The sequence below is a fragment of the Nitrospirota bacterium genome, from assembly GCA_040756155.1.
In the GTDB taxonomy this organism is placed as follows: domain Bacteria; phylum Nitrospirota; class Thermodesulfovibrionia; order JACRGW01; family JBFLZU01; genus JBFLZU01.
Window position 1 is genome coordinate 1 of the sequence record JBFLZU010000121.1, and the last position, 25,173, is coordinate 25,173.

A 25,173-nucleotide genomic window follows, 5' to 3' on the forward strand; every position below is an offset into this window, starting at 1 on the left:
AGGTATGTTTGACGACTCGATTTTATGTATAACTGTTATTTTTTATAAACTAAGGACCTCTTTATGAGAAATTGTCAGGTCACCCACAAAAGTTGGATTAACTTAAGAAGTATTTTGGGACAGCCTGGCTGTCCCTATTTTCCTACTGATAACTTTCTGGTGCCTTAGAGCCCGTATGGATGTTTGATGCAGATAATGTGATGCATCGCTTTTAGAAAGACGAGTCAGATTGTTTTGTCAAAGATCAGGTAGAGAATTATCATAGGCTTAAAACAAAAAAACTAAAGGGTTATTTTTGGGTCTTGACACGGTCGCTCTCAATGGATGTTAGCCGAAGTCGCTTGTTTAATTTTGATTCATTACTTGGCAAGTTCACAATATTTCTCAATCGATTCCATAGTCTTATTGGTATTTTCTAAGAGTGTAGTCGATACTTCCTTTATATTTTGGAAGTTCGCAGTCCCTTTTCTTCCTAAATCGCCAAGATAACTATTCCAATTGTAAGCATCAATAAACCAGTTAAAGAAAGCTGCCTGAAGTTGGGCTAAATTAGCTCTACTACTTTGCAGATCTTGTGGTGGTTTAGTAATAAAATATGCTATGACATCGGCAATACCAAGACCTCCAAAAACTATTGGCAATAGAGATTCACCCTTGAAAATAGCTAAACCAACTGAAAAAACAATTAGACCGACTCCTAAGTAAAAAGCTACCTTATACATCATCATGGTTGAACGAAAACCTTTATCAATCTGCTCAACTGTATTCCTTAGACCCGACTTAAATTTATCAGCGGTTTCCATCGTTGTTTTAAGTTGATTTGTTAGTAATGTATTTATTTCCGAAGTTTGAATTACCGCATTAATAAGAGGAAGTAAAACTTGTTTCAATTGAAATATTTCATTCGGATCATTTATTCCCTCATTCTGTATAACAACATCTGGATTACTTACAAGGGATTGTAAAAAGGAGACATCGGCAACAGCTCTCCTCACAATACTGTAGGCAATTTCGTTACTCATTGATTAACCTCCTTCAATCATGCGGATTCAATCTATCTTTTTTATTCTAATAGCGATATTCCAATAACGATTTCCCCACCCCTTATCCAGAATTTCGACACTGCCATAAGGAAATGAATTTCGAGCCATTTTCAGAATCACAGTCCAACGTTCTTTTGCTGTTTCACGTTCACTTTTCATATAGCCCCAATAGTCTCATATATAGAAATTTGCCCCCAACGGCAAATAACGTTTGTGACACAGACGCAAAAATTAAGGGGTCAAAAATTAAGGGGTCAGGTTATGGGCCACCTATTTAAAATAAAACCCTTACTTTGTTATAGCATTCTTGAAATATCAGTTTTTAGCCTCCACATCTTTTATTGCCTCGCTTACTGTAGTATAGTGAACACCTAAATAATCTGCAATCTACTTCTACTTCGGGGACAGTCCCGATTCGGAGCCTGCCCCGAACTGCTGAGATTGCGGAGCCTGTTCCGAGTCTGCCTTGAGATTGCTTCGTCGCTCCACTCCTCGCAATGACAAGTGAGGGGACTCTGCTTTGCTCCGTCTCCTTTTTCCTCTCTCACTAAAAAATTAATTCAATATTTTTCCTCTTTGCTGAATTAAATTTCACTATCTTGTCCCATAGGATTTTTCCGTCAGAAGCACAATACTCTTTAGCGAATTCAAGTGTAAACTTGTTAATAACCTTTGCATATTCTTCCAAGAATTTTTCATTCTTCTCTTTTGCTCTGTGTCCAAGAGGCTCGATAATTTCTGTATAGAGATTCTCATCTCCGGAAACAAATGACCAGAATCTCTGACCGCACAACTTTAAATAATCACCCTTGTCAGGATTATCACCAATCCCATAACAACACCCATTTACTGCAACAATCTTTGTCAGTGATGTATTAGTTCTTAAAATTCTTTTTGCTTTTTTAAAATTATCCCTCATTCTTGAAACCTGCTGGCTATTTCCCCAATTCGGACCGGATTTTATTGTCACAATATATTTGGCATCGCCTTTCTCTAATTCCAAATCGATACCTTCTGCCGATGATTTTCTGCCACCAAATACCCTGCTGCAAATGAAAATCGCCAATTCTTCAAGAAAACCTCCAAATATGCCTTCTTCTTGCGAAGATAAATGTGCGTCTAATAACGATTTAACCAGATCCGGAGCTGCTACTAAGTTTTTGGCTTTAAAAAGATAAGGATTCTTTCGTTTTAAAATATCATTCAGCTTTAGATTCAAAAGATTTTCTAAGCGTTTGGTATGAAATGTTTGAATATTTGCTTCAATAAAGGAGATTATATCTTTCTTTGTTATTTCAGGCATACCTTGCCCTCTTTTCTGCAATAAGACATTCGACTTCTGGAATTCTCTCCTGAGCCATTCTGGCATATTCAGAGATTATTTCGATTCCAACAGAATTTCTTCTTAATTCATAGGCAGCCTCACAAGTAGTTCCCGCTCCCAAAAAAGGATCAAGAACCCAATCATATTCTCTGGTAAATAATTTTATAAACCAATTCGGCAGAGCTTTAGGAAATGTTGCACTATGATTTTTATTTGAGGTTTCGGTCGGCAAATGCAATACATTTGTTGGATAAGCCATCGTTCTACCGATCCAATTAGATATGTTTTTGCCAAAGCCGCTTCCAGCGCGGGAGTTAAATCTTATGATATCATTTTTGCCGAGATTTTTTAATCGCTTATTCGCCCAGTCACCCATTGGAATCATGACACTTTCCTGATACATGTTAAAATTTTTCGTTTTGTTAAATTGCAAACATCTTTCCCATGAGTCACGGAACCTGTTTGGCCACTTTCCGGGATGGCAATTTTTTTTGTGCCAAATAAATTCCTCAGTCCATAACCAGCCCTGTTTTCTCATCTCCAAAATTAGTTCAATTACATATGTATGTCTTTCACCGCCAACAACACGTTCTTTTATGTTTAATATAAAAGTACCGCGTGGTTTGAGTACTCTTAAAAATTGCTCGCTACGGGGTAAAAACCATTTCACATATTTATCCGGTTTAATGCCACCGTAGGTCTTAGTCCTACTGTCAGCATATGGAGGAGATGTAACAATTAAATCAAAAAAATTATCAGGGAATTCTTTGAGAACATCTAAGCAATCACCAACTCTAATATCTGTTTTTAACTCTTTCATTACGGCTCACCTCGCTTGAACATGTTTTTTTCAATTAATAGTTTTCTCGGTTTCAACTGATTCAATTGAATCATAGAATAAGCATTTTGTCAAGAAAAATTTTAGAGACTTTCCCACTGCAATCTCCTTCTACTTCGGGAACAGTCCCGATTCTAATCACCCCCTTGGTGGTCATGTCTTAACCCAATTGTCAAGGACTGATTGACAAAGAGGGCTTTATGGTTTATCTTAAGAGGCATGATACCACTTAAGGACGACAACCCCACAAGACATTTTCCTATACTCACAGTTACATTGATCGCTATAAACGCCGCCATATATCTCTATCAGATATTTGGTGTTTATAATCCAATGAGGTTTATCTTCACCTATGGGGCTATACCGCAGAAAATCTTCAGCAGTGGTATACCAATCTCCTATACCATATTTACCTCTATGTTCCTTCATGGTGGATTGTTTCATGTTGCAGGCAATATGCTTTATCTCTGGATATTTGGAAACAACATAGAGGACAGGCTTGGAATCCCGAGGTTTATAGCCTTCTATCTCCTCTGCGGGATCGCTGCTGCATACAGCCATGCGATTTTAAATGCAGACTCTCCGATCCCTATGGTAGGTGCAAGCGGGGCAATTTCTGGAATTCTCGGTGCCTATATGGTTCTTTTTCCCCGTGCAAGGGTATATACCCTCATCTTTCTTGGCTTTTTTATACAGATAGTGCGGATTCCTGCTTTAATTGTAATCGGGTTCTGGATTGTTATTCAACTTATAAATGGACTTATAAGCCAAGGAGGTAGTCTCGGTGGTGTTGCCTGGTTTGCCCACATCGGAGGATTCTTTACAGGGATAGTGCTGATAAAGATCTTTCTGCGCCCAAAAAATTTTTGACAATTATGGTTTAATTATGTTAAAAAACTACGATTAAAATTAAAGAAGGGAGGAAAGAATGGGTGTTTAACCCTTTCAAATGGCTATCTAAACTTTTCAACTGGCTAACTATTCCCTTCAGATGGCTAAAAGAGGGGATGCCCCTTAAAGGCAAAATAATCATAGCCCTTCTTTTATTAGTCATTATAACCGGAGGTGGTATAGGTGCCTTCAAATTCTACGACTTTACACAGAATAACCCAAAATTCTGCGTAAGTTGCCATCTCATGAAACCTGCCTTTGCAGCATGGGAAAAAAGTGAACACAAAGGTTTAAACTGCCATGATTGTCATCACCTCTCAATACCAGAGCAGAATAGGCTCTTAGTAAACTTTATCCTGTATAGACCTACTAAGGTGCCTGAGAGGCATGGAAAGATTATCGTCCCATGGAAGTATTGTGTAAACTGCCACTGGGAAAGGGATGGGCGTTTTCCTGATGCCTATATGATAAATAGATCCCGTATCCATGCAAAGCATTTCTTTATAGAAAAACTTGAGTGTTCCAAGTGTCATGGATATATCTTACATACATTCACTCCTGAAGAGCGATTCTGCGTGATGTGTCATAAAAAGAGAGAGGTTCATGGCACAGGTATGGAACAGCTTGCCTGTTTGAACTGCCATACAGATAGAACCGTAGACCTAAAACCTGGAAGGAAGAAATGTCTCTTCTGTCATGGCGAAGAAAAGATCAGGAAAGAACTTATTGCCGATGCAACCATTGATGTCAGGTATTTCCGTCCTGATAAAGATACTATTGCAAAGGCAATAAAGATAGATGTTCTACCTGATGCACCGATGCAATTTTACTGTTATGAATGTCATAAACCTCATAAAACCGTGAGACCTGATTGGGGACATTGTCTGGATTGCCATAAGGTCATACCTGATGTTGGAAAACATAACCTCCATATCAAGGTTGTCGGAATGAAGTGCAGTGAATGCCATAAACCACATGGCTGGAGGGTTAAAGAAGAGCAGGCAAAGAAGGATTGTGTAAAGTGCCATGAATATAGAGACCCAAAGAAGTTTATCGGCTCGTGAGCATTTTAAAAGGTTATGAAAAATCATGTTATCAGGCCTTTATTTGTAGTTGTTGGACTGGTTGCCCTTATCCTTATTATCAGGGTCTTCGTTGTCCCTAAGGATTTTGGTGTCCATGAACGAGGTTATATGTTTGGCTGGTATAGAAAAAGTAACGAAGGGGATTGGAAAACCTTCAAAATCAAATATCAGACAAGTGAATACTGTAAGGATTGCCACTCCGAACAGTATAAAAAGATTATAAACTCAAAACACGCAAAGGTTCAATGTGAGAACTGTCACGGACCTGCGGCAGATCATCCAGAAAAACCAGAGAAACTAAGTATTGGCAGAAGCAGGGAATTATGCTTGAGATGTCACGCATATCTGCCTTATAGGCCTTCGGTCTATGCCCAGCTTCCTGGCGTCCCTATAACCTTAAAGATGCAGGACCCTAATGTCCATAACCCGGGTATAGAATGTGTGACATGCCATAGCACCCATGAGGCGTCATTGAAATAAGGAGCTTAACCATGGATTGCGACAGGAGAGAATTTCTGAAAGTAGGTTTTAAAACCCTCCTTGCTACAGGAGTTTCTATTGGTGCCTTTGAATTACTCAAGCCGGAGGTGCTCGCAGCTTTAAATAAAGAGAAGGGGCTGAGGTGGGTATTTGTTGTGGATACCACAAAATGTGTAGGATGCGGGATGTGTGTTAGAGCATGCAAACTCGAAAATGAGGTTCCTTACGAGACAAATGTATCAAGAACCTGGGTCGAAAGATATGTTATGACAAAGGATGGAAAGATTCTTGTAGACTCCCCTAAAGCAGCAAGGGATGGTTTTATTAAGAACGACCCGATGGGTGTAACGGTCAAAAAAGAAGATATTGATAAGGCATTTTTTGTTCCAAAACTCTGTAACCAGTGTGAGGCACCCCCATGTGTCCAGGTCTGCCCTGTAGGTGCGACATACCAGGCACCAGATGGAGTCGTTCTTGTGGACAGGACATGGTGTATAGGATGCGGATACTGCATTATGGCATGTCCCTATGGTGTAAGATTCTTTCATCCTTTATATAGGGTGGCTGAAAAATGTAATTTCTGTTACCACAGGATAAATAAAGGCATGAAGACTGCCTGCGTGGATGCCTGTGCCTTCGGAGCAAGACAGATTGGAAATATAAAAGACCTTGAGGACCCAGTAGCAAGGATTATCAAGACCGAGAGAACCGCTGTGTTGAAAGAAGAGTTCGGGACGAAACCCCATGTTTTTTATATTGGTCTTGATTCCATAGTGAGGTGACAGTATGGAAGTGCATGGTGAATTATGGACTTTAAAAGAATTTTTTGTCTATCCAAACGAGTATATCTACTGGAGTATACAGATAGTTATGTATCCCTTTATGACTGGACTTGTGGCTGGTGCCTTTGTCCTCTCTTCCCTTTATCATGTCTTTGGAAGAAAAGAGCTAAAAGATATGGCCAAGTTTTCCCTGACCTTTTCTTACGCCCTTCTCTTAGCAGCACCAATGCCACTGCTTTTTCATATCCAGAAGCCATTGAGGGGATTTAATGTATTTTTTACACCTCATTTTACATCGGCAATTGCAGCATTTGGAGTTGTATTTTTTGCATATGCTGCCATAGTTGCCTCTGAGATATGGTTTGTTAATAGAAAGTTTTTCATAGAATCCGCCATTAATCTTAAGAACGCCTCTGGGCTCGGAAACAGGCTGAAAGGACTTGTATACAGGGCATGGACCCTCGGATCCTATGATATCAGCGAAGAGGCGTTAAAGAAGGATGAACGGGCAGCAAAGATTCTTGCGGGTGTAGGTATCCCAACTGCATGTTTTCTTCATGGTTACGCCGGTTTTATCTTTGGCTCTGTGAAGGCTAATGCTCTCTGGATGACACCTCTTATGCCTGTTATATTTATAATGTCTGCAATAGTTTCAGGTATCGCCCTCTGCATGCTCACTTATATAATCATAATGGAGGCTAAAAAAGTGAGGATTTTAAGGAAAAGAAAACCATGGATGATATCTGTAGAGGAGATTCGAAGTGTTGAAATAGATATCGTAAAGTCGACCACAAAATATCTTATATTCTTTATGATCATGGCTATATCCCTTGAGCTCTTAGACCTTGTTTTTCGTGGATATACAGCGCTCAAGCACTGGGATATCTTACGTACTGTTATTTATGAAAGGGATTTCATCAACATCTTTGTTATCCAATATGGGATAGGAACTTTACTTCCTTTGATAATATTTCTTATTCCTGGATTGACTATAAAAAGGGCAATGGTAGGATTATTCCTGGTGCTTGTTGGAGTTTTTATGATGAGATGGAATGTGGTTATAGGTGGCCAGGCATTCTCATTGACATTATCTGGTTATATGGATTATATCATGCCCATAATTCCAAGAAACTTAGAAACCCTTAAGGAAGGTCTGGTCGGTGCACTCACCATAATGGCTCTGCCTTATATCTTTCTCTGGATGCTTAACAAGTTTATCCCTGTGATAGATAAGTAATCGAAATCATTGACCTGGCATCGGTTTTCCTGTAGAATTTTTACTATGGGATTAAAGTTAAAGGCTTGCTTCCTATTTTTTCTAATCTTTATATATGCATGTGCAGACAAAGAAGTCCCCAAAAAGGTAAGTCTTAAAAAGACAACATCCCAAACACTACAGATACCATCGGATGTAGGCTCTTTAAGATTTGGTTTTGACCTCAGGCTTGGCCCAAAAGAAGATATGCGAATATATATCCCATTTCTCCGCTATCTTGAAATGAACACGAGCAATAAATTCAAAATAAAATTCGCTGAAAAATATGAGACCACTATTGATTTACTTGGAAAAGGTGTTATCCACTTTGCAGCTATTGGTCCGATGAGCTATATACAGGCAAGGGATAGATATGGTGTAATTCCCCTGGTAAGGGGGCTTAATTCTGAGGGAAAGGCTGAATACAGGGCAGCCATCATCGTAAAGTCTGGAAGCGATATAAAAGGTATAAGAGACATAAAGGAAAGAAGCTTTGCCTTTGGTTCAAGATATTCCACCCAAGGGCATCTTATACCAAGAAAGATGCTTGAAGACAGGGGCATTACCATGGATGACCTGAGCTATTATTCCTTTACTGGTTCTCATGCAGAAGTAGCAAGGGTGGTGATAAATGGCGAATACGATGCAGGAGGGCTGCAGGATACCCTCGCCAAAAGACTTGAAAAAGATGGAAAGGTAAAGATAATCAGTCTTTCAAAACCTTATCCGAGTAGCCTCATCTGTGCAAATAAGGATGTGCATCCACCCATCTTGAAGGCAGTAAGACAAGTTCTCCTGCAACTCGAACCCTCTGGTAAACACAGGGAAATCCTTATAGACTGGGATAAGACAGAGATGCCGATGGGCTTTGTAGAAGCAAAGGACTCAGATTATGAAGGACTCAGGAGGCTGGCTTATAAATATGGACTTATAAGATGAAGATACGTTCAAAGATTATCATTATAACAACTTCAATTGTAATCGCCCTCGGCATGATTATTTCACTTCTTGTAAGGGAAATGATCGGAAAAGCTCTGCGGGAAGAATTACAGAAAAGGGGAGTTACTATTGTAAGAGACCTTGCTGACAGAATTGCTAACGCTACCATTACAGAGGATATCTTTTTAATAGAAGAGGCAATAAAGGATGTCCTTGATAGAGAGAAAGATATAGAGTATATCTTTATATTAAGGTATGATGGAAGCCCCATCGCACATACCTTTAAAAGTGGTCTGCCTGAAGGGATTGAAACATGGAACCCAACTGATGGCAAGCGATTCTCTGTACAGCTCCTTGATACAGAACGGGGCTATATAAGGGATATAGCATACAGGGTTCTACCTGATTTCGGGGCAGAGGTTCATGTTGGTATAAATGAAGAAAGTATCCAGAAATCCTTAGAAAATACCTTGAAGCTTGCATGCCTTTTAACCTTTCTCTTTACAGGATTTGGCGCAGCCGTTGCAGTCCTCTTCAGTCAGTTTATTACAAGTCCGATGAAAAGATTTATGGAGTTTACAAAAAGGCTCGGAGAAGGAGATTTCGACCAGAGGATTACCATTCGAAGCAGAGATGAGATAAGGGAGCTTGCTGAGAGATTTAATGAACTCTCTATGAGGCTAAAAAAGGCAAGAGACGAAATGGAGTCTGCACATAGAAAGATGCTTCAGACAGAGAAACTTGCTGCTTTAGGACAACTTTCAGCAGGCATTGCTCATGAATTAAAAAACCCGCTAACCTCTATCAAGATGCTCTTTCAATCTTTTATCAAAAACCCTGAGCCTTCACAAAGGGATATAGAGGTTATTACAGAGGAAATAAACAGAATGGATGATATAATCACAAGGGTTCTCGGTTTTTCAAGGACTGAAAGCCTCGACCTCGAAAAAACAAGTATAGTAGACATATTAAGACGTGTTATAATCCTTACACGATACAGAACCAGAGAACAGAGAATAGACCTATCTGAAGGGCTCGACACTAACATTCCACTGATTAATGTTGATAAGGCTCAATTAGAGCAAGTGTTTTTCAATTTAATACTTAATGCAATTCAGGCAATGCCTCAAGGTGGAAAACTCAGGGTCTCTGCAACTCTTGACGGTAACGGAGATTTAAGAGTTGCAATAGCCGATACAGGCAACGGGATACCACTTCAGATACAGGATAAGGTCTTTGATCCCTTCTTTACCACAAAGGAGGATGGCACAGGTCTTGGACTCTCGGTTGCTTATGCCATAGTCAAAGCACACGGGGGAAACATCTGGTTTGAAAGCCTTCAAGGCAATGGTACAACTTTTTTTGTCACACTTCCAGTTGATTAGGTAAAAGGTGAAGGGATACCCCAAAAAATCACAAGATTTTTGGGGGAAAGGTGATTATGGCAACTATTCTTGTAGTTGACGACCAGAAGAGTGTTCTCTACTCCTTCCAAAGGGTCTTTGGAGAAGAGGGTTACAGGGTTATTACAGCCCAGTCCGCTGAAGAGGCTATAGAAACTGTTAAAAAATCGCCACCCGACCTTGTCATTATGGATATAAAGATGCCAGGGATGGATGGACTTGAGGCATTGGAGATAATGAAGGGGTTTTATCCAAAACTTATGGTCATAATCATGACAGCCTACAGCACAACAGAGAAGGCTATTAATGCCATAAAACTCGGTGCATACGACTATATTGTAAAGCCTTTTGACAATAAACACTTAAGGGAAGTAGTTGAGCGAGCAATAGAGGCAAAAAGGATAATGTCAGAGGTAGTAACCTTTGAGGGTGAAGAACAGGAGACAGAAGAAAGAATTGTTGGTAGTAGCTCCGGGATGATCGAGATTTACAAAAAGATAGGGAAGATCGCCCCAACAGAGGCGACTGTCCTTATAAGGGGCGAAAGCGGTTCAGGCAAAGAACTTATTGCAAGGGCGATTTATCACCACAGTTTCAGGGCTGACAGATCTTTTATGACTGTAAACTGTGCTGCTATACCAGAAGGACTTCTTGAGTCAGAACTTTTTGGCTACGAGAGGGGTGCCTTTACAGGAGCAGATGTCAGGAGGATTGGCAAATTTGAGCAATGTAGCGGTGGAACTATCTTTCTTGATGAGATAGGAGATATGTCTCTACCTTTGCAGTCAAAGGTTCTGAGGGTTCTTCAGGATGGGACCTTTCAACGACTTGGAGGCAATGAGATTATAAAGACCGATGTGAGGGTTATTGCAGCTACAAACAGAAATCTTGAAGAAATGGTGAAAAATGGCTCTTTCAGGGAGGACCTTTACTACAGGTTGAATGTGGTCAGTATCAGCATACCTCCACTGAGGGAGAGAAAAGAGGATATTAAGGAACTTGTCCAGTATTTTGTCAGAAGGTTCAATAAAGAGTTAAAAAGAAATGTAAAGGGAATCGCCTCTGAGATATTAAAGAGGCTTGAAGAATACAACTGGCCTGGAAATGTGCGGGAGTTAAGAAATATTATTCAAAGGGCAATGGTCTTCTGTCAGAAGGATTATCTCTCCTTTGAGTGTATAGAGTGCAGTGACCTTTTTGAGAAGCCTGCCTCAGTATCATCCCGCAGGGATATAGAAGAATCCTTCCTCAACATCATTGATGCATACCTGAGAAATGGTGGCAGTGTTTTTCAAGAGGCAATCTCAACCTTTGAAAGACTTTTAGTCAAAAGGGCACTTGAACTTACAAATGGAAATCAGGTTCATGCTGCAAGACTCCTCGATATTGCAAGAAATACCCTGAGAAGCAAGATCGAAAATTCCAAAGAATAATCCTGGCATTAACCTTGCTTAATCCTTCCTTTGTGAACTGAAGACTTCTATTGAGATTGTGGAGCCTGTTCCGACCCCGTATTAAATACGGGGGAGGAATCTCCGAGTTTGCTTTACTCCTTACAATGACAGAAAAATGGTGTCATTGCTTGATTTGTCATTGCGAGTCCCGATATTCATCGGGATAAACTCCGGTGAAGCAATCTCGTATTTTGGACAACAATAAGGTAGTAATAGCCGTGCAGAAAATGAGCAATGAGTTCAAAGATTATACATTCAAAGATTATACAGGAGAAAGGGGGTGAAATAAGTTTAGAGTTAAGAGTTCAGAGTTAAGAGTTTAGGGATGGTTTGATTTTTTATGAAAGGAGGAGAGGATGGCTAAGAAATATGCTTTACTGGTAGATTTAAGGAAGTGCGTTGGATGTGCCTCCTGCCAGGTGAGCTGCAAGATGGAAAATAGCGGGCCAATTGGCAGTTTCAGGTCTAAGGTGGATATTGCAGATGTAGGAAGATATCCAAAGGCAAAGAGGCATTTCTTCCCGAAGTTATGCAATAACTGTGAGGAGCCACCATGCATCCTCCCGTGTCCTGTAAAAGGCGCAACATACAAAAGGGGAGACGGCATAGTCATGGTAAACAGAGACCTCTGCATAGGCTGTGGAAGGTGTGTGGAAGCCTGTCCCTATGGTGCAAGGTATCTACATCCACACATACCTGTTAAGAATGATCCGAAACCTTATGCAAAGGATGTCCCTGAAGTAAAGGACAAAAAGGCTAAGGATCTCAGGGTTGCTGACAAGTGCGATTATTGCAGCCATAGACTTGCAGCAGGAATCGAAGAACCTGCCTGTGTGCGTAACTGTATGGGAAGGGCAAGGGTCTTCGGGGACATGAATGACCCTAAGAGCAAGATTGCAAAACTTAAGGCGGCTGTGAAGACTATGGACTGGCATCCAGAGTATGGTACGAAACCCAAGACACCGTATATCGTAGTTGATAAAGCCGTGTTTAAGACAGCCGATGGTAAACTCAATAGATAGGAGGTGATAGTATGCAGATATCAAGAAGGGTATTCTTAAAATATACAGGTGCGGTTACAGCAGGTGCTGCCATTGTAGAGAGCGGTCTTTTATCCCTGAAAAAGCTCTCACCAGACGAGGCAGAGGCAATGCAGAAGGCAATGGGCAAGTATGAGGTAAAATACACCGCTGACTGTATGTGTCCGAGTGAGTGTGCAATGGAGATGTGGGTTAAGGATGGAAGGATCCATAAAATCTATGGCAATCCGGCAGCTCCCTTTAATGATGGTATTGCCTGTGCAAAAGGTGCCTCAGGAGGTCAACTTGTTTATTCCCCTTACAGACTCAAGTATCCAATGATAAGGGTTGGTGCAAGAGGAGAGAATAAGTTCAAGCGCGTTACATGGGACGAGGCTATAGATTACATTGGCAGAAAACTTATAGAGATAAAGAAAAAATATGGTCCTGAATCTGTTATCATGGACTGCGGTGATATCACAGACAGAGACCATTACTACAGGCTCTTCTTTGCCTATGGAACCCCAAACACTACAGAGCATGGCGCCATATGTGATACCCCGAGGAGGCATGGGCCAAAACTCATGGTTGGCGGTAAAAGGTGGGAACCTGATGTAATGAGACCTGTTCATGTCAGACAGCCTGATGGCTCAATAAAGAAGGATTACACCTACAAGACAAAACTCATTATCTACAATGGATGGAACCCCTTTGTTGCAACGAGGATAATGTATGAAAACAGGGGAACTGTTGGTGCAAAGGTAGAAAATGGCTGTAAGGTAATAGTCATTGACCCATGTTACTCAAACACAGCCACTGCTGCAGATATGTGGCTTGCACCAAGAGCAGGCACAGATGGTGACCTATTTGGGGCAATGCTCAGATACATCCTTGAGAATGATAATCAGAGTGACCCGAAGAAGAGATACATTAACTGGAGCTTCAAGAAATACTCTGTAGGCTGGGATGAATTTGAGGCTGCATTTAAGTCATGGTGGCAAAGGAAAGACCCTATCAATGGCTTAAGCTATTTCAGCCTTGAGTGGGCAGCAGAGAGAACAGGGCTACCAAAGGATAAGATTGCAGAAGTATCTCATCTCTTTGGCATCACAAAGCCCGCAGCCATTATCTGGGGCATGCAGTCGCCGGGGCACCATTTTAACGGATACTGTGCCTCTATATTAGGTGTGGCTCTTAATGTGATTACAGGCAACTTTGACGCACCAGGAGGTGCTATTGACACAGAGATAACAAAATCCAGCAAAGGTGGAACCGCAAGCGGAGGATTCTTCAAAGGCAGAAAAGTCAAAAAAATGATAGACGGCAAAGAGGTAGAGGCAAAACAGGGTGAGCTCCATATGGACCTTTATGGTGATTGGCCCTCTGCATGGGACGAGGTTGTTGGAGATTATCCCCATGCGTTTCTTAATGGTGTGACTCTGAGATACGGACCTTTCAGGGGACATAAATACCCTATAAAGGCGTACATCCTGAGGACAGGGAATTCCGTCATCTCAGGGAGTGCAACATGGAAGTGGAAGGAGGCACTCACAGCAAAGGATGCATCCGGCAATTACAAGGTGGAACTTATGGTCTTCATAGACACCCTCAATCTTGAAAGCGCACTGTATGCAGATGTCATTCTCCCAGAGGCGAGTTATGCAGAGAGGATGAGCCTCTCCGACATATATCCTTCTTTCCCGCTGATATATCTGAGAGACCCTGCAATACAACCTCTCCATGAGTCAAAGAAGCCGACTGACATTATGAACATGCTCGCAAAGAAACTCCATGAACTCGGCGATACAGACATAAAACCTTCTGACTTCTGGGAGAAGTATAAGTCAGAGGAAGACTTTGTGAATGAGATGCTTCTGGTTTCACCAGGAAGGCATAATGTTGGCGAGCCTCTGCCTTATCCAAAATATCCAGAGGGATACCAGATACTCGGAACACCTGAATCACTGGAGAAAGGTGAGGTTACCATTGATGATACAAAGAAGGTAATAAAGGGCAAGCCTGTTACGGTTGAGTGGATGAGAAAGAACAACGGTGTTGCTGTATGGGTTATGAGCTGGTATAGATACAAAAAGGTTGGAAAAGACGAGCCGAATAAGGCATGGCCGTATACCTCAACAAAACTCATTGAGTTCAAGTGGGATTGGAAAGAGGGTGATAAGAGATACGGTCAGTATAAGTCCTACAACGAGAAGATTGAAAAATCAGGCGAAGTTCCAAAAGGGCTTAAGAGGATTGGTTTTGATAAATTCCCGTCAACCTTCTACTGGTTTGAGACTATCTGGAATCCATACACAAATCCTGATTATAAGAAATATGCGAAGGACTATCCGTTCCAGCTTATCACAGGCAGGGTGCATCATGCCATGACAGGGACACAGATGGTTGCATGGCTCGGAGAGTTGAAAACAGAAGGCACATGGCAGCCTCTGAATAAGGAGTTTGAGCTTGAGGTTCCTGAGGCAAATCCATTAGGTCCTGAGCCATTCAAGAACATTCAGAAAAAATTCAAGGCAAATACCTATTCTGTAGGGACCGTCTGGATGAATACAGATGATGCAAAGAGGCTCGGTATAAAGACAGGTGACCTTGTGATTGTGGAGAACCCCCTCGGCAGATCACAGAAGGGCAAGGCATTTGTTTCAGGAGGCATAAGGCCCGGTGTGATAAAGATTGCCTTTGGTGCAGGAGGAAGATTCAGCCCTGGGATGGGACCTGCATACAAAAGCAAGGACTACACAGCCGACCATAACATGCTTGTTGACCCAGATGCCCTGAGCCCCATCATGGGACAGACTGCCTATGCGGATATGATTGTGAGGGTGAAAAAGGCGTAAAGACAGTGGATAGTGTCAGTGGTCAGTGTCTGTAGTCTTGACGCTGGCCATTGACACAAACCATTAATGCAGACTAGCACTAAACACTGACACTGCTCACTTAAACTAAGAGGTAATGATGATCGAAGCACTTAAAGAAGAGCTTTATTTATACAATCATTTGAGGCATTTATTTTTGAAAGAACCGACAAAGGAGATACTTAACGAGATAGGTAACATAGAAGTTTCTCCTGAGAATAATGACGATGTAGTTACTGGATTAAGATTGATAGTGGATTCTGTTAAAAAGAATGAGGATTATCTTGATAAATGGATTGAAGACCTTGCTGTTGAGTATGCACGATTATTTATAGGTCCTGCAAACCCACCAGCCCCACCTTATGCATCCTTTTATCTCTCTGAATCACATTTCCTCATGACAGATGAGACGATCGAGGTCCGAAAAAAATACCTTGAAGCAGGACTTTCGGTTAAAGAACTTTATAGCGTCCCTGATGACCATATAGGAATAGAGCTTGAGTTTATCTATTATCTCACAGGAAAAACAATTGAATCTTTTGAGAAAGGAGAACGGGAAGAGGCATCAAGGTTTTTTGAGATACGGAGTGATTTCATTCGAGAGCATTTCTCCAGATGGGTACCTGAATTCATAAATAATATTCTCAATTTTACCACCGAAGACCTCTATAGAGGTTCTGCCATTCTGCTCAGGGGATGTTTATAGTCTTAATTTTTCTTGCCACCAATAGTGGTCAGTGGAAGGGCTTCCCGTATACAGTTACAAACGGTTTCTATTTGTTCTTCTGTAAGTTCGGGGAACATCGGGAGTGATATTACTTCAGTGGATGCCCTTTCGCTTTCTAAAAGGTCTCCATTTTTATAACCAAGAAATCTGAATGCCTCCTGCAGGTGTAGAGAAAGAGGATAATATATCGCTGATGCTATGGATTCCCTTGAAAGTGATTCTGAAAGGATATCCCTAAGGTTTTTATTTTTGACTTTTGACTCTTGACTCTCTGACTGTGTTCTTATTGTATAATGGTTATACACATGGTAACAGCCTTCCATTTCTGCAGGGACAGTAATCGGCAATCCTTCTAAATAATCGCTATAGATGGAAGCATTCTTTCTTCTCAGTCTGTTATATTCATCAACCCGTTTCAGCTTAACCCGCAGGATGCCTGCCTGTATTTCATCGAGCCGGCTGTTAAAACCTATGACTGAGTGATGGTATTTCTTTGTGCTGCCATGATTTCTGAGTCTTTTTACCTCTGAGTAAATTTCTTCGTCATCTGTAATAACCATACCTCCATCACCATAACATCCGAGATTCTTACTCGGGAAGAAACTGAAACACCCTGCATCTCCAAAGGTGCCGATTTTTCTACCTTTGTAGACTGCTCCGAATGCCTGGGCACAATCCTCTATAACCCTGAGCCCGTATTCCTCTGCTATCTTCACTATCTCATCCATCTCTGCTGGATGACCGAAGAGATGAACAGGGAGGATCGCCCTTGTCCTCTCTGTAATCTTTTCTCTTATTCTTTGTGAGTCTATATTGTATGTATTGGGGTCAATGTCAACAAAAACAGGGATAGCATCGAGATAGGAGATAGTCTCTGCCGTAGATGCAAAGGTAAATGGCGTAGTTATCACCTCATCACCTCTACCTATCCCACATGCCCTCAATGCCAGATGCAGGGCATCAGTCCCTGAAGCAACACCTACCGCAAACCTCACACCGTGATAATCAGCTATCTCCCATTCCAGTGCCTCTACATTTGGACCGAGGATGAATCGTGTGTCTTTTAATATATCATTTATGACAGCCTTAATCTCATCTTCTATTTGAAGATATTGCTGTCTGAGATCAACCAGTGGTATATTCATTGGGGGTTCCTTTTAGCAATTTCTGAGACTATCAGGGCAATCCTCAGCGCCTCTCTTCCATCAATACCTGATACAGCAGGTTTTGTTCTGTTACTCACCGACTGAATGAAGGCGGTGATTTCTTCCCTGAGGGGCTCTTTCTTGTTAACCTTTATTGTCTCCGTAATCTGATATGGTTTCCCACCATCACTTATGGTATTCCTCGAGATAGCAATCTCAAGGGTTTGATAGTTAAGTGATATACATGCATTTGATTGAAAGAACCGTATTTCCCTTACCTTTTCAGGTGATACCCTGCTCACGGTTATGTTTGCTATACATCCATTTTCAAAGACCAATCTCGCGTTGGCTAAATCTAACAGTGGTGTAAGCACAGATGAACCACAAGCTCTTACTTCTTTCACATTTGAGTTAACAAGGCTCAGGATGATATCTATATCATGAATCATAAGATCAACCGTGACATCTACATCTGTCCCTCTCTCCACAAATGGTGCAAGTCTTTGAGAGTCAACGAAAAAGGGTGCATCAATTATATCAGATAATACACTGACAGCTGGGTTAAAACGCTCAGAATGCCCAACCTGAAGAATAACTCCCTTTTTCTCAGCCCTCATAATAAGGTCATCTGCTTCATTAAGCATAGTTGTAATTGGCTTTTCTATAAGGATGTCTATACCTTCATCAATAAACTCAGAGGCCACGGCGTGGTGAAGAGATGTAGGCACAGCAATGCTTACAGCATCTACTTTATCCATTATCCCGTGATAATCCTTAAATGCTGAAACACCATATTTCTCCGCTATGTCTTCTGCCCTCCTAAAATCTATGTCTGCAACACCTACGAAGTGTACATCAGGATACCCCAAAAAATCTTGCGATTTTTTTGGGGCCCCAGAACTGAGTTCCGAGTATATACGGGCATGATGCTGTCCCAGATACCCAACACCAATCACACCAACCCTGATCTTTACCTTCGGGCTTTCGCCGTCAAGGGCGAAGCCTCTATTGCTCAAAGTTCACTCCTACGATTGAAATCCCTGAATTATCTGCTGTTCTGAGAACCTTCTCCTTATCAATTATTATTGTCTTATAAGCCTCCACAGCTAAAACCCCTGCCTTGACTTCATTCATCACCTCAATAGTCCTCACTCCGACAGCAGGGACATCGAACCTCATATCCTGTTGTGGTTTACTTAATTTAATAACAACAGCACCTCCACCACTTAGTCTCCCACCTCGCCGTATTGCCTCATCTGTACCCTCGATCGCTTCAACAGCCATAACCGCTCTATCCTTTATTATTATAGTCTGACCAATATCAAGCCTGCCAATCTCCCTCGCTATTCCCCAGCCAAACTCTATATCTTCAAGTGATTTTTTTGACGGTTTCTTTGATGTAAGAACTCCTTCCTCGGAGAGCATATTAGGGATAAAGTCTGTAATCTTTTTTACCGTAATTCCTTCTTTTTCTATTTCCTCTGCAATCGCCGAGAGTATAGAATCATCTTTCCTATCTCTGAGTCCTCCAACAAGTGCAAGCGCCCTGAGATCGAGCCCCAGGCTGAGAATACCTGCTCCATTATACATTATCGTCTTTGAAATCTTTCCAGTCATAACTACATCTCTGACGCCTTCTTTCTTGAGCAGATTCAACATCCTTGTTAACTCGCCTATCCTGAACCAGTATGTGTTATTTGCAGATTCTTCAAATTCGGAATCGGTCAGATCTTTTACAGCAATACCGATAACCTCATAGCCATCGTCTGTGAGTATATCACCGAGGATGGATGGCAACCTCCCATTACCTGCAATAATCCCTATCTTCTTTCTGCCTTTCACTTCTCACTTCTCACTTCTTACTTCTTACTGTCCTTATCTGCATACCCCTCGCTGTGAGGATTCGATAAACTCGAGAAAATAGTTGACTTCGTAAGAATCAGAGAATTCCTCTCTTGCCTCCTTGAGGGCTGTCTTCAGTGGTAGTTTTGACTGGAATACAGTGCGATATACATGTTTTAGTTGTTTTATAGTATCTTCAGAAAAACCGTGTCTTTTCAAACCAATCACATTTAACCCGTAAAGCTTTGCCCTGTTTCCCACCGCAACAACATAAGGAGGCACATCCTGAGCAACACCTGAGCACCCTCCAATCATCGAGTAGGAACCGATACTGCTGAATTGGTGTACCGCAGTAACTCCACCAATAACAACACCATCCCCTACTTTAACATGTCCTCCCAATGTAGCTGCATTGGCGAAGATCGTATGATTTCCAAGCTGACAGTCATGTGCGATATGCACATATGCCATAAGATAGTTGTCATCCCCTATAACAGTCAAACCGCTACCTCCTACAGAAGCCCTGTGAATGGTTACAAACTCCCTGATGACATTTCTATCACCTATCTTTACCCCTGTCTTTTCACCTTTATATTTCACATCCTGAGGAGGTGTCCCTATGCAGGCAAACGGAAATATCTGACAATACTCCCCTATCTCTACATTCTGATCTATAACAACATGAGCACCTATAATAGTCCCCCTCCCTATCTTCACATCCTTACCTATAATTGTATATGGTCCAACTACAACATCATCTACTATCTCTGCGTCTGGATCTATTATTGCTGTTTGATGAATCATACCCCTCACGATCCTTTATCAACTACCATCGCTGTAAACTCAGCCTCAGAGACAAGGTTTTCATTAACAAACGCATTTCCTTTAAACTTCCATACATTCCCACGCTGCTGGATTATCTCTACCTCAAACCTGAGCTGATCACCAGGAACAACAGGCTTTCTGAACTTAGCCCGTTCAATGCTCATAAAATATACATGGCGGGGCTTATCCATGTTTGCCTGTCCTTCATTTTTATACGATTTAAATACGAGGATACCACCGATCTGTGCCATTGCCTCTATAATCAGGACACCTGGCATCACTGGACGCCCAGGAAAGTGCCCTTGAAAAAAGGACTCATTGAAAGTAATATTTTTTATCCCCACAATCCTTTTATTCGGATCGATCTCATTTACCCTGTCAATGAGTAAGAACGGGTAACGGTGAGGAAGTATCTTCTGAATATCCTCTATCTCCACATCAATCTCCTCCCTTATCAGAGCTCTCCTCCAGTTTCTTTATCCGCTCTTCCAATTCTTTCAATTTTTTCCTCAGCTCCGGAAGTCTTGTAAAGATGGTACTTGCCTTTAGCCAGTCTTTATGTGATATCGCAGGGCTACCAGATACAATCTCACCTGGCTCAACATCCTTTGCAACCCCAGACTGCGCACCAACAACCGCTCTACTCCCTATCTTTACATGATCAACGACACCTACCTGACCTGCCAGTGTCACATGGTCTCCAAGCTCAGTACTTCCTGATATACCTACCTGTGCTATAATGATAGAGTCCTCACCGATTATAACATTATGGGCTACCTGGACGAGATTATCTATCTTTGTCCCTCTTTTTATCACAGTATTTCCAAGTGTTCCTCTATCAACAGTAACACATGCACCTATCTCTACATCATCTTCTATTACCACCCCACCAATCTGTGGTATCTTGTAATGCCTTCCATTTTCTGTTACATATCCAAACCCATCACTGCCGATAACAGAACCACTGTGAATTATCACACCACTGCCTATTATGACACCTTCTCTTATCGATACATTCGGGTAAATAATGGTGTCATCTCCAATCCTTGAGTTATTTCCTACATATACTCCTGGATAGAGTATTACACCATTTCCTATCTCTGCCCCATTACAAATGATAACAAAAGGGTGTATGGATACATCTCTCCCTATTATAGCACTTTTACTAATCATGGCTTTATCACTTATCCCTGTAGGTATGTATGGAGGGGTACTGAAAAGTTCAAGAATCTGTGCAAATGCATAATGTGGATTTTTTACGAGCAGAACAGATATGGAATGCCCTTTTTCTCTGAACGATTCTACGACCTTCTGTGGGTCTTCAATCTCTCTTGAAATTATTACAGCAGTAGGATTACTTCTATAAAGTTCAGAAAGGTATCGTGGACTCGATACAAAGGTTATACTTCCATGAGAGGCATCTTTAACGCTTGAGACCCTGTTGATTTCAATCTCAGCGTCACCGATAACCTCTCCTCCGATGATCTCTGCTAAATCTTTTAATCTCCTCGCTGCACTCTCCACCTTAATATCCTACCACCAATGCTTCGCGATCTTCGATTCCTCATTTCTTTTTTGTCTCGTTAATTATCTTTATTACTCTATCTGTAAGGTTAACCGATGGAGAACCATACAGTATTATGCCCTCGGCGTGTTCAAAGATCATAGTGTATCCCTCATCCTTACCAATCCTATTTACCACCGTTCTGAGTTCTCTGAGGATCTCTGAAGTCAACTCCATCTCTTTTTTCTGCACCTCCTCCTGTGAATCCCTGAGTAACCTCTGATAATCCCTCATTTCTCTTTCTAATGTATCTTCTTTCTTCTTTTTCGCCTCTGCTGAGAGAACTGCCTTCTGTCTGTCAATCTCTGTCTTCAATCGATCTATCTCTTTTTCCTTCTCATTTATCCCTTTCTGTTTCGAGGCAATAATATCTTCCATCTGTTTTTTTGCATTTTTCCCTGCCTCTGATTCGTTCAATGCCCTCTGAAGGTTTATATAACCTATTTTAATGGTCTCCGCTGTCAATACTGGTGTATTGACCAGTAACACCACCACTACAAATAATAGAACAATCACTAATCTTCTCACCATTTACCCCCTGTAGAATATCTCAGGATTAAAGGATTAAAGGGCTAAGGGGTAAGCAACTTATACCTTAATCCTTACCCCTTACTCCTTACTCCTGTAGTTTAGAAGAATGTTCCGAAACTAAATTCAATTTTGCTTCCAGATTCTCCTGCTTTTCTGTCTAACTTTCTACCCCACTCAAGGCGTATAGGACCGATAGGGGATATCCAGCGTATACCTGCACCTGCAGATCTCCTCAATTTTGATAGTTTTGTCATCGATTCTCCCTCTCCGAAACCATATCCTTGATCATGGAATATAACACCTTTGAATTTTATAGCCTTTACTATCGGGAAGATATATTCAAAATTGAAGATAAGTTCCTTTACGCCTCCGATCTTTTCTCCTGCGGCATCTTTCGCACTCGCCTCACCCCAGCCGAATCCCCTGACTGTGCCCAATCCACCTACATAAAACCTCTCATAGAGAGGAAGTTTTTTATTCCTCAATCCATCCGCATATCCAACAATTCCTCTCGCAAGGAATGTTGTATCAAGCGGAAGAGGGAAATACCACCCAGTTTCACCTATAGTCTTATAGAAATAGTTGTCTCCACCCAGTCCTGCATACATAATATAAATACTGTTGCGTGAACCCCTCGTTGGATCAATATAGTTATCCCTGCTATCCCTCACAAGGTCCCAGCCGATTGAACTCGTTGTTTTTTTACCTTCCTGCTCTCTAATTGTACTCGATGCACCAGCCGCTATATCAAATATTTCAGCCTTCTCATAATTGTATGTAATACTGCTACTTACATATTCAGTAAAACTCTTACCGAGTGAAAGCTCAAGACCACTCGCCTTTCTTTTATAGTCTATAAACTGTCTTTCCTGTTTGTATAAACTTGTGCCTGCAGAGATTGGTTTGTCCATAAGCCATGGTTCACGGAAACTGAGGACATAGTTTTTTCTCCGTTTACCAAATTCACCCCTGAATCTTAACTTCTGTCCTGTACCCTCAACATTTGCCTGTGCTACCTCTGCTGTGGCAATAAAACGGTCAATATTACTGTATCCACCACCAACACTCACAGACCCTGTTGGCCTCTCCTTAACATTTATATGGATATCCATTACATCTTCAGCTGGTTTTGCCTCAGGGATCATATCTACCGATTCAAAATAATTGAGGTTATTTATCCTATCGTAGCTACGTCTCATAAGTTTTGTGTTGAAAAGATCGCCCTCATCAAGCCTCATCTCCCTTCTTATGACTTTATCCCTTGTGGTTGTGTTCCCTGAGATGGTAATCCTTCCAACCTTTACAGGGCTCCCTTCTTTTATATCGAGCGTTATGTTCATCGTCTTTGTCTCTTTATCCGTAGTAATCAATGGGGTAATATCAACAAGGGCATGACCCTTTTCTGAGTATGCATCTGTGAGAGAGGAAATATCTCCCTGCATTGTCTCACGGCTGAATGGCTTACCTTCTTTTATCTTTATAAGCTTCCTGATCTCCTGAGTGGTGAGAACCTTATTCCCCTGCATCTTTATCTCTTTTACCCTGAACTGTTCACCTTCATCTATCTTTATTGTTATATACATCTCTCTGCCATCTTTGCTCAGGGTTATTCTTGGCTCTTCTACCGCAACCTGGATGTAACCCTTATTATAATATACTGATTTAATCCTCTCGATATCTGCTGCCATCTCATCTTTCTTATATATACCTGATGAATCAATCCATGAAAAGAGCCAGCGTTTCCTGGTCTTCATAGCCTTTTTAATTTCTTTTTCTTTAATAGCCTTATTCCCTTCGATAATAATGTCTTTTATCTTAACCTTAGGACCCTCCTCTATCAGGTATGTGAGGGTTACTTCCTCTCTGGAGATACTCTTTACAACAGGTGTAATCTTTGCATGGTAGTAACCTTCTTCCTGATAAAGTGCAGCAATTCTGTCTGTGTTGTTGGCTATAAGGGATTGATTTAATACTTCCCCTGGCTTAATAGTTATCTTTCCCACGAGGGTTTCGGTATCAATCTTCTTATTACCTTCTAATCGAACACTGGTTATGGTTGGTTTTTCTATTACTTTGAATATGAGCTTGATCCCACCCTCAAAACCCTCAGTCTCTACAGTAATATCATCAAAGTATCCTATCTCATATATTGCCTTAACATCATCAGCAATCCTCTCTACAGAAAATGTATCACCAACCTTTGTCTTTATCTTTGATTTTATAGTTGCTTTCTCGATCTTCCTGTTTCCCTGGACATCTATCATCTTAACCTTTATGGCGTCTTTCTGTGCCATGGCTATAGAACTATATAAAAAAAGCGGTATAAAAAAGATTATTACATGTTTCATTTCGGCGTAGTATAACATCCACTATCACGACTGTAAAGAAAAAACAAATCTCTATCTAACTCTCTCCTAAATATGCCTTCCTTATCCTGTTATCCCTGAGGAGATCAGAGGCATTACCCTCCATAACTATCTTACCTGTCTCTATTACATATCCCCTTTGAGCGAGCTTCAACGCTGCATTTGCATTCTGTTCAACGAGAAGTATTGTAACACCCTCTCTGTTTATATCTTTGATTATCCTGAATATCTTATTCACTATAATTGGCGCCAGTCCCAGAGAAGGTTCATCCATAAGAAGCATCTTTGGTTTAGACATTAAAGCCCTTCCAATAGAAAGCACCTGTTGTTCACCACCACTCAGAGTTCCACCTAACTGTCTCTGTCTCTCTTTGAGAACAGGGAAAAGATCAAATACCCATTTCATTGTCTCTTCGATAAGGTTTTCCTGTCCCTTCCAGATAAAAGCACCCATTTCAAGATTCTCCCTGACAGTAAGCCTCGAGAAAATGCGTCTTCCTTCAGGGACATGAGATATACCAAGCTCTACGACCCTGTGTGGTGGTAAATAATGGATTTGTTTATCCATAAAAGATATAGTCCCATTCTGAGGTTTGATGACTCCGGATATAGTCATAAGGGTAGTAGTCTTACCTGCACCATTGCTACCTATGAGGCAGACGATCTCCCCTTCATTGACCTTTATATCTATACCTTTCAACGCCTCAATAGGACCATAGAATGTATGAATGCCTTCTACTGTTAGCATACACTTGAGGCTGTTGCCGAACCCTTTGAGCGAAATTAG

At 41.3% G+C, this 25,173-nt stretch carries 24 protein-coding genes; 11 read left to right on the forward strand and 13 right to left on the reverse strand.

What is annotated here, in order from left to right:
• Positions 1-359: 359 nt before the first annotated feature.
• From AB1488_11435 to AB1488_11450, 4 genes are all read right to left on the reverse strand, one after another.
• Positions 360-1,022: a hypothetical protein gene (locus AB1488_11435; protein MEW6410697.1), complete on the reverse strand. Its 663-nt coding sequence runs from the start codon at positions 1,020-1,022 to the stop codon at positions 360-362.
• Positions 1,023-1,049: 27 nt separating this feature from the next.
• On the reverse strand, positions 1,050-1,202 hold the full coding sequence (locus AB1488_11440) for a hypothetical protein (GenBank protein ID MEW6410698.1): 153 nt from the start codon (positions 1,200-1,202) through the stop codon (positions 1,050-1,052).
• Positions 1,203-1,590: 388 nt separating this feature from the next.
• On the reverse strand, positions 1,591-2,346 hold the full coding sequence (locus AB1488_11445; protein MEW6410699.1) for a PmeII family type II restriction endonuclease: 756 nt from the start codon (positions 2,344-2,346) through the stop codon (positions 1,591-1,593).
• Entirely contained in the window at positions 2,339-3,187 is an 849-nt protein-coding gene (locus AB1488_11450; protein MEW6410700.1) for a site-specific DNA-methyltransferase, read from the reverse strand. The genes AB1488_11445 and AB1488_11450 overlap by 8 nt, the downstream gene beginning before the upstream one ends.
• 237 nt (positions 3,188-3,424) lie before the next feature.
• Between AB1488_11450 and AB1488_11455 the strand changes: the two genes are divergently transcribed.
• The 11 genes from AB1488_11455 to AB1488_11505 all read left to right on the forward strand — a co-directional run bounded on the left by AB1488_11455 (position 3,425) and on the right by AB1488_11505 (position 16,092).
• Positions 3,425-4,075, forward strand: a complete 651-nt coding sequence (locus AB1488_11455; GenBank protein ID MEW6410701.1) for a rhomboid family intramembrane serine protease — start codon at positions 3,425-3,427, stop codon at positions 4,073-4,075.
• 62 nt (positions 4,076-4,137) lie between these two features.
• On the forward strand, positions 4,138-5,160 hold the full coding sequence (locus tag AB1488_11460) for a cytochrome c3 family protein (GenBank protein ID MEW6410702.1): 1,023 nt from the start codon (positions 4,138-4,140) through the stop codon (positions 5,158-5,160).
• Between the two features lie 15 nt (positions 5,161-5,175).
• A complete protein-coding gene (locus AB1488_11465) occupies positions 5,176-5,661 on the forward strand; it encodes a cytochrome c3 family protein (protein MEW6410703.1) in 486 nt (161 codons plus the stop codon).
• Positions 5,662-5,672: 11 nt separating this feature from the next.
• Entirely contained in the window at positions 5,673-6,443 is a 771-nt protein-coding gene (locus AB1488_11470) for a 4Fe-4S dicluster domain-containing protein (protein MEW6410704.1), read from the forward strand.
• Positions 6,444-6,447: 4 nt separating this feature from the next.
• Positions 6,448-7,680 (forward strand): NrfD/PsrC family molybdoenzyme membrane anchor subunit, encoded by a 1,233-nt coding sequence (gene nrfD, locus AB1488_11475; GenBank protein MEW6410705.1) that lies wholly within the window; start codon positions 6,448-6,450, stop codon positions 7,678-7,680.
• Between the two features lie 45 nt (positions 7,681-7,725).
• Complete coding sequence (gene phnD / locus AB1488_11480; GenBank protein ID MEW6410706.1) at positions 7,726-8,637, forward strand: phosphate/phosphite/phosphonate ABC transporter substrate-binding protein; 912 nt, start codon at positions 7,726-7,728, stop codon at positions 8,635-8,637.
• Positions 8,634-10,022: an ATP-binding protein gene (locus AB1488_11485; GenBank protein ID MEW6410707.1), complete on the forward strand. Its 1,389-nt coding sequence runs from the start codon at positions 8,634-8,636 to the stop codon at positions 10,020-10,022. Before phnD ends, AB1488_11485 begins: the two co-directional genes overlap by 4 nt.
• 56 nt (positions 10,023-10,078) lie before the next feature.
• The gene (locus AB1488_11490) at positions 10,079-11,473 is read left to right on the forward strand and encodes a sigma-54 dependent transcriptional regulator (GenBank protein MEW6410708.1); all 1,395 of its coding nucleotides are present in this window, start codon (positions 10,079-10,081) and stop codon (positions 11,471-11,473) included.
• Positions 11,474-11,850: 377 nt separating this feature from the next.
• Positions 11,851-12,516, forward strand: a complete 666-nt coding sequence (locus tag AB1488_11495; GenBank protein MEW6410709.1) for a 4Fe-4S dicluster domain-containing protein — start codon at positions 11,851-11,853, stop codon at positions 12,514-12,516.
• 11 nt (positions 12,517-12,527) lie between these two features.
• Positions 12,528-15,368, forward strand: coding sequence for a molybdopterin-dependent oxidoreductase (locus tag AB1488_11500; GenBank protein ID MEW6410710.1), 2,841 nt, complete (start codon positions 12,528-12,530; stop codon positions 15,366-15,368).
• 115 nt (positions 15,369-15,483) lie between these two features.
• Complete coding sequence (locus AB1488_11505; protein ID MEW6410711.1) at positions 15,484-16,092, forward strand: molecular chaperone TorD family protein; 609 nt, start codon at positions 15,484-15,486, stop codon at positions 16,090-16,092.
• Between the two features lie 2 nt (positions 16,093-16,094).
• Here the strand turns inward: AB1488_11505 and AB1488_11510 are convergent, their stop codons facing one another.
• The 9 genes from AB1488_11510 to AB1488_11550 form a co-directional block, all read right to left on the reverse strand.
• A complete protein-coding gene (locus AB1488_11510) occupies positions 16,095-17,258 on the reverse strand; it encodes a DegT/DnrJ/EryC1/StrS family aminotransferase (protein ID MEW6410712.1) in 1,164 nt (387 codons plus the stop codon).
• Entirely contained in the window at positions 17,255-18,274 is a 1,020-nt protein-coding gene (locus AB1488_11515; protein MEW6410713.1) for a Gfo/Idh/MocA family oxidoreductase, read from the reverse strand. The genes AB1488_11510 and AB1488_11515 overlap by 4 nt, the downstream gene beginning before the upstream one ends.
• A complete protein-coding gene (gene lpxI / locus AB1488_11520) occupies positions 18,264-19,100 on the reverse strand; it encodes a UDP-2,3-diacylglucosamine diphosphatase LpxI (protein ID MEW6410714.1) in 837 nt (278 codons plus the stop codon). Before lpxI ends, AB1488_11515 begins: the two co-directional genes overlap by 11 nt.
• Positions 19,101-19,133: 33 nt before the next feature.
• Positions 19,134-19,904: an acyl-ACP--UDP-N-acetylglucosamine O-acyltransferase gene (gene lpxA / locus AB1488_11525; GenBank protein MEW6410715.1), complete on the reverse strand. Its 771-nt coding sequence runs from the start codon at positions 19,902-19,904 to the stop codon at positions 19,134-19,136.
• 5 nt (positions 19,905-19,909) lie between these two features.
• Positions 19,910-20,362: a 3-hydroxyacyl-ACP dehydratase FabZ gene (fabZ, locus tag AB1488_11530; protein ID MEW6410716.1), complete on the reverse strand. Its 453-nt coding sequence runs from the start codon at positions 20,360-20,362 to the stop codon at positions 19,910-19,912.
• 1 nt (position 20,363) lies between these two features.
• Positions 20,364-21,449: a UDP-3-O-(3-hydroxymyristoyl)glucosamine N-acyltransferase gene (lpxD, locus tag AB1488_11535; protein MEW6410717.1), complete on the reverse strand. Its 1,086-nt coding sequence runs from the start codon at positions 21,447-21,449 to the stop codon at positions 20,364-20,366.
• 40 nt (positions 21,450-21,489) lie between these two features.
• On the reverse strand, positions 21,490-22,020 hold the full coding sequence (locus tag AB1488_11540) for an OmpH family outer membrane protein (protein MEW6410718.1): 531 nt from the start codon (positions 22,018-22,020) through the stop codon (positions 21,490-21,492).
• Between the two features lie 98 nt (positions 22,021-22,118).
• Positions 22,119-24,386: an outer membrane protein assembly factor BamA gene (gene bamA / locus AB1488_11545; protein MEW6410719.1), complete on the reverse strand. Its 2,268-nt coding sequence runs from the start codon at positions 24,384-24,386 to the stop codon at positions 22,119-22,121.
• Positions 24,387-24,423: 37 nt separating this feature from the next.
• The gene (locus AB1488_11550) at positions 24,424-25,134 is read right to left on the reverse strand and encodes an ABC transporter ATP-binding protein (GenBank protein ID MEW6410720.1); all 711 of its coding nucleotides are present in this window, start codon (positions 25,132-25,134) and stop codon (positions 24,424-24,426) included.
• Between the last annotated feature and the right edge of the window lie 39 nt (positions 25,135-25,173).

What these genes read in the sequence shown, in the direction of transcription:
- AB1488_11500 (MEW6410710.1), top strand. Translation starts at nt 12,528, where the DNA reads ATGCAGATATCAAGAAGGGTATTCTTAAAATATACAGGTGCGGTTACA.
- AB1488_11550 (MEW6410720.1), bottom strand. Translation starts at nt 25,134, where the DNA reads ATGCTAACAGTAGAAGGCATTCATACATTCTATGGTCCTATTGAGGCG.
- AB1488_11540 (MEW6410718.1), bottom strand. Translation starts at nt 22,020, where the DNA reads ATGGTGAGAAGATTAGTGATTGTTCTATTATTTGTAGTGGTGGTGTTA.
- AB1488_11455 (MEW6410701.1), top strand. Translation starts at nt 3,425, where the DNA reads ATGATACCACTTAAGGACGACAACCCCACAAGACATTTTCCTATACTC.
- AB1488_11485 (MEW6410707.1), top strand. Translation starts at nt 8,634, where the DNA reads ATGAAGATACGTTCAAAGATTATCATTATAACAACTTCAATTGTAATC.
- AB1488_11465 (MEW6410703.1), top strand. Translation starts at nt 5,176, where the DNA reads ATGAAAAATCATGTTATCAGGCCTTTATTTGTAGTTGTTGGACTGGTT.
- nrfD (MEW6410705.1), top strand. Translation starts at nt 6,448, where the DNA reads ATGGAAGTGCATGGTGAATTATGGACTTTAAAAGAATTTTTTGTCTAT.
- AB1488_11470 (MEW6410704.1), top strand. Translation starts at nt 5,673, where the DNA reads ATGGATTGCGACAGGAGAGAATTTCTGAAAGTAGGTTTTAAAACCCTC.
- AB1488_11505 (MEW6410711.1), top strand. Translation starts at nt 15,484, where the DNA reads ATGATGATCGAAGCACTTAAAGAAGAGCTTTATTTATACAATCATTTG.
- AB1488_11450 (MEW6410700.1), bottom strand. Translation starts at nt 3,187, where the DNA reads ATGAAAGAGTTAAAAACAGATATTAGAGTTGGTGATTGCTTAGATGTT.
- AB1488_11495 (MEW6410709.1), top strand. Translation starts at nt 11,851, where the DNA reads ATGGCTAAGAAATATGCTTTACTGGTAGATTTAAGGAAGTGCGTTGGA.
- AB1488_11440 (MEW6410698.1), bottom strand. Translation starts at nt 1,202, where the DNA reads ATGAAAAGTGAACGTGAAACAGCAAAAGAACGTTGGACTGTGATTCTG.
- phnD (MEW6410706.1), top strand. Translation starts at nt 7,726, where the DNA reads ATGGGATTAAAGTTAAAGGCTTGCTTCCTATTTTTTCTAATCTTTATA.
- AB1488_11445 (MEW6410699.1), bottom strand. Translation starts at nt 2,346, where the DNA reads ATGCCTGAAATAACAAAGAAAGATATAATCTCCTTTATTGAAGCAAAT.
- AB1488_11510 (MEW6410712.1), bottom strand. Translation starts at nt 17,258, where the DNA reads ATGAATATACCACTGGTTGATCTCAGACAGCAATATCTTCAAATAGAA.
- AB1488_11490 (MEW6410708.1), top strand. Translation starts at nt 10,079, where the DNA reads ATGGCAACTATTCTTGTAGTTGACGACCAGAAGAGTGTTCTCTACTCC.
- bamA (MEW6410719.1), bottom strand. Translation starts at nt 24,386, where the DNA reads ATGTTATACTACGCCGAAATGAAACATGTAATAATCTTTTTTATACCG.
- AB1488_11435 (MEW6410697.1), bottom strand. Translation starts at nt 1,022, where the DNA reads ATGAGTAACGAAATTGCCTACAGTATTGTGAGGAGAGCTGTTGCCGAT.
- lpxA (MEW6410715.1), bottom strand. Translation starts at nt 19,904, where the DNA reads ATGATTCATCAAACAGCAATAATAGATCCAGACGCAGAGATAGTAGAT.